Origin of the sequence: Actinospica sp., from assembly GCF_035552695.1 — a bacterium.
Lineage (GTDB): Bacteria > Actinomycetota > Actinomycetes > Streptomycetales > Catenulisporaceae > Actinospica.
In genome coordinates this window covers 1-3733 of the sequence record NZ_DASZKT010000192.1, presented here as the reverse complement: position 1 = coordinate 3733, position 3733 = coordinate 1, and the positions used below count along the sequence as shown (strand labels likewise).

Here is a 3733-nt window from a genome sequence, read left to right as displayed (position 1 = left end):
AGCTCGCACCATTGGGCTGCAGCGTCCAGACCGGCGCCGGGGCGGTCCTCAACGTCGCACGCCCGGAGCCGGGAAGCACCATCGTCGTCTTCGGCGTCGGCGGCGTCGGCCTGGTCGCGGTCATGGCCGCGATGCTCACGCCGGCGGCGCGGGTCATCGCCGTCGACGTGAACGCCGCCCGCCTGGAGCTGGCGTCCGAGCTCGGGGCGACCGACACGGTCAATCCGGCCGACGGTGACCCGGTGTCAGCGCTGCTCGAATTGACCGGAGGCCTCGGCGCACAGTACGCGGTCGAGACTAGCGGCCGGCTGGCCGTCCTCGGTCAAGCGATCTCCTCGCTGGCTTCCGCCGGAACATGCATCGTCGTCGGCGCTCCGCCGCTGGGATCTCAGATCCCCGTCGACGTGCCGAACCTGCTCGGCCGCGGCATTCGCCTGGTCGGCACCAACCAGGGAGACAGCAACCCCCGACAGTTCATTCCGCGGCTCATCGAATTGCGCCGACAAGGCCGTCTGCCCTTCGACAGACTCATTCGTCCCTACGCTTTCGATCAGATCAACGTGGCAGCACAAGACGCAGCGGAAGCACGAACCATCAAGCCCGTGATGATCCTGCCCACGTGAGGCCGCAGGATGGCGAAACCCCCGAGTAGTCGATCTCTCGTTCTAGATTCCATGGAATTCATATGCTAGATATAATCAAATGATTCCATGGAATCGATCGTTTAACCGTGCACAGCAGGAGGTTTGAATGACGTCGGCACTATCGACGCTGGGTGTCGGGATCATCGGGGTCAGCCCCGTCCGCGGGTGGGCCGCCACCGCCCACATCCCGGCACTGCGCGCGCTGCCGGACTACGAGATCCGGGCGCTCAGCGCGCACAGCGCGGAATCGGCGCGCGCAGCCGGCGAGGTGTTCGGGGTAGATGCGGTGTTCTCAGACCACGAGCAGCTGGTGACCCGGCCAGACATCGACGTGGTCGCCGTGACCGTCAAGGTCCCGCACCACCGGCAGCTCGTCTCCGCCGCACTGGCCGCCGGCAAGGCCGTCTACTGCGAGTGGCCGCTCGGCCGCGACTTCGGCGACGCGCGGGCGATGGCCGCGCTCGCCGCCGGGCAGGGCGTGCGCACGGCCGTCGGGTTGCAGGCCCGCCACGCCCCCGCGGTCGAGTTCGTCCAGGAGCTGCTCCGCGACGGATATGTCGGCGAGGTCCTGTCAACGACCATGGTGGGGCTGTCGGTCCCGGGCGGCGTCGTGGTCCAGCCCAACGCCTACATGCTCGACAAGGCCAACGGGGCTAACGTGCTCACGATCGCCGCCGGGCACAGCCTGGACATCCTCAACCACGTGCTGGGCGAGTTCGCCGACCTGTCGGCCGTGTCGGATCTTCGCCGGCCGCTGATCACCATCGAAGAGACCGGGGAGCAGATCACGAAAACGGCGGCCGACCAGATCGCGGTGATCGGCACCCTCACGTCCGGGGCGACGGCCTGCATCCACATCCGTGAGGCCGTGGCCGGCGGCACCGGGTTCCTGTGGGAAATCAACGGAACCGGCGGAACGCTCCGGATTACCGCCGACGCCGCATACCCCGAGATCTATCCCCTGACCGTCGCGGGAGCCCACGGGCGGGACGAGCCCGCCGAGCTCGCCGTCCCGGCGGCGCTGACGCAGAAATGGCCCGCGCTTTCGAACCTGGAAGGAGCGCCCGCCTACAACGTCGGGCGTGCCTACGCCGCGTTCGCGGCAGACATCGGCAACGGGACTCACACCGTACCGGACTTCGCCGACGCCGCCCGGCGCCACGAGATCATCGCCGCCATCGAGAGGGCCGCGGCATCCGGGGAACGCGTGAAGGCGTAGGCCACTGCGCCGGGCCGAGTGTCAGAGCGGCGAAAACTGCGGGCGGCCAGCGTGACCTCACGACGCTGGGGCAATCTGCTCGTGCGACGTGACACGGCGGTTCGAGGCCCGCAACCTCATCAACGTGGCACCGAACTGGTCCAGCGCTCGCCCGGTGACCACGGACTCGAGCCGTGTGTGCAACTCGTCCTCGAACGACTTGGTCGCATTGGCCAGCAACCGCCGCCCGGCAGGCGTGAGCTCGATGATCTGCGAACGGCGGTCGTCCGGGTTGGCGCGACGGCGACACAGGCCAGCGGCCTCGATACGGTCCACAAGCTTGCTCGCGCCGCCGACGGTGATCGACAACTCCTCCTTGATGTCAAAGACACGGCACGTCGTGTACTTCGACATCACCTGCATCGGCTCGAACCATGGGAGCGGCAGGTCATACTCGGACCGAAGTCGGGCGTCGACGGCATTCCATAGATCAGTCTCGAAGCGGATCAGGTCGCTGAACAACACCTTCAGATCCGGCATGATCCCTACATCAATTCCAAGGAACGCACTTCTACGTCACACCCAAAGGCAACATAGCATTGATTCCACGGCAGCTATACCAAGGTGGCATTCACCAGTATCACAGGTGCGTCGGGAGTGTTCGCCAGAAGTCGGACTACGCCGTGCTGCAAGCCGTGGCAAGCAGGTCCGCGGTCTTTCGCAGCTCAGCCACGATCGCCTTGACGCGGGACTGCGCCAGGCGCGATCGCGGCGCGGCGACGGCGATCGCGTAGGGTACTTCCCCGGCACGGCTAGCGACCGCGACCGCCACTCCGCTGACGTCCGGCTCGCTCTCGCCGAAGTTCGTAGCCGAGCCGCGTCGCCGTACCTGCTTGAGCTCGGCCAGCAGCTCAGTACGGGTGCGAATGCTCCGCGGGGTCAAGATCTCGAGAGCCTCGTCGGGATAGCGGGCGAGGAGCTCCTCGTCGGACAGCGCCGCCAGCAAGATCTTTCCGCCGGAGACGCAACTGGCCGGCATTCGGGCGCCCAGACGTGAGCCCACCCGCAGGGGGGTCTGCGCCTCCACCGACTCGACGAACGCCGCGTCCGTGTGATGCAGGGTCACGATGCTGGCCGTCGCGCCGACGCGCTCGCCCAGGTCGGCGAGGAACGGCCTCGCATACGACCAGCGAGACGCGCTGGGCGTGAGGGCTTGCGCGAGGCTCAGCAGCTCCGGCCCGGGCTCGTAGCACCGCGTTGTGGTGTTCTGGCTGACCATTCCCGACGCTTCCAGCGTCGTGAGCAGCCGATGTGCAGTTGACGCAGATACGCCGATCGTCTGGCCGACGTCGGACAACCGCAGTTCCGAGTGGTGGCCGAAAAGGCGGAGCAACTCTGCAGACTTGGCGACCGACTCCACCGGATAGCGCGGGCCTGCCACACCCGAGCTGGAGTCGTCCGGAGTCTTCCGAACCATACGTGTGATCCCCTGGTCGCCGCCGAGGCTGTCTGCAAGAAAAAGCTTCTGCGCGAACTATACAAGAAAAAGCTTCTGCGCGGACTACAGCGGTCACCCCGCTAGGCGCGAGGGCCGGCCGGACAACTGTCCGGGCCTGGACCACGGCGACGCGCCGCCCGGACGGCCCGGCAGGCGAAGGCGCTGCCCCCGCCGTGACCGCGAAGGTGATCCTCAGTGCACGCGGGGGAGGTTGCACAGCTGCGCTGTCAGCCGGTAGTGGGCGGCGAGGCATTGCACCGCGAGATCGGCGTCCCTGGCGAGGACGGCCTCGGCGAGTCTGCGGTGCTCCAGCGCGACATCTCGGCCGGGGTCTTCGCGGACCGACAACCGCCGGTAGCGCTCGGCCTGGTCCGACAGCACTTCGCGGAAGCG

At 67.4% G+C, this 3733-nt stretch carries 5 protein-coding genes; 2 read left to right on the top strand and 3 right to left on the bottom strand.

Annotation, left to right across the window (positions count from 1 at the left end):
- The first annotated feature begins 122 nt into the window (after positions 1-122).
- Positions 123-623 (top strand): zinc-binding dehydrogenase, encoded by a 501-nt coding sequence (locus VG296_RS22115; RefSeq protein ID WP_414641121.1) that lies wholly within the window; start codon positions 123-125, stop codon positions 621-623.
- Positions 624-750: 127 nt separating this feature from the next.
- Positions 751-1863, top strand: coding sequence for a Gfo/Idh/MocA family oxidoreductase (locus VG296_RS22110; protein ID WP_325568604.1), 1113 nt, complete (start codon positions 751-753; stop codon positions 1861-1863).
- Between the two features lie 57 nt (positions 1864-1920).
- Here the strand turns inward: VG296_RS22110 and VG296_RS22105 are convergent, their stop codons facing one another.
- The 3 genes from VG296_RS22105 to VG296_RS22095 all read right to left on the bottom strand — a co-directional run.
- A complete protein-coding gene (locus tag VG296_RS22105; protein ID WP_325568602.1) occupies positions 1921-2382 on the bottom strand; it encodes a MarR family winged helix-turn-helix transcriptional regulator in 462 nt (153 codons plus the stop codon).
- Positions 2383-2518: 136 nt separating this feature from the next.
- On the bottom strand, positions 2519-3319 hold the full coding sequence (locus tag VG296_RS22100) for an IclR family transcriptional regulator (RefSeq protein WP_325568600.1): 801 nt from the start codon (positions 3317-3319) through the stop codon (positions 2519-2521).
- A 213-nt stretch (positions 3320-3532) separates the two neighbouring features.
- Positions 3533-3733 (bottom strand): FCD domain-containing protein (locus tag VG296_RS22095; protein ID WP_325568598.1); only part of this gene is annotated, 201 nt, incomplete at its 5' end.

Bases quoted from the DNA above. Each gene is read 5' to 3' on its own strand.
- VG296_RS22100 (WP_325568600.1), bottom strand. From the start codon at position 3,319: ATGGTTCGGAAGACTCCGGACGACTCCAGCTCGGGTGTGGCAGGCCCG.
- VG296_RS22105 (WP_325568602.1), bottom strand. From the start codon at position 2,382: ATGCCGGATCTGAAGGTGTTGTTCAGCGACCTGATCCGCTTCGAGACT.
- VG296_RS22110 (WP_325568604.1), top strand. From the start codon at position 751: ATGACGTCGGCACTATCGACGCTGGGTGTCGGGATCATCGGGGTCAGC.
- VG296_RS22115 (WP_414641121.1), top strand. From the start codon at position 123: ATGGCCGCGATGCTCACGCCGGCGGCGCGGGTCATCGCCGTCGACGTG.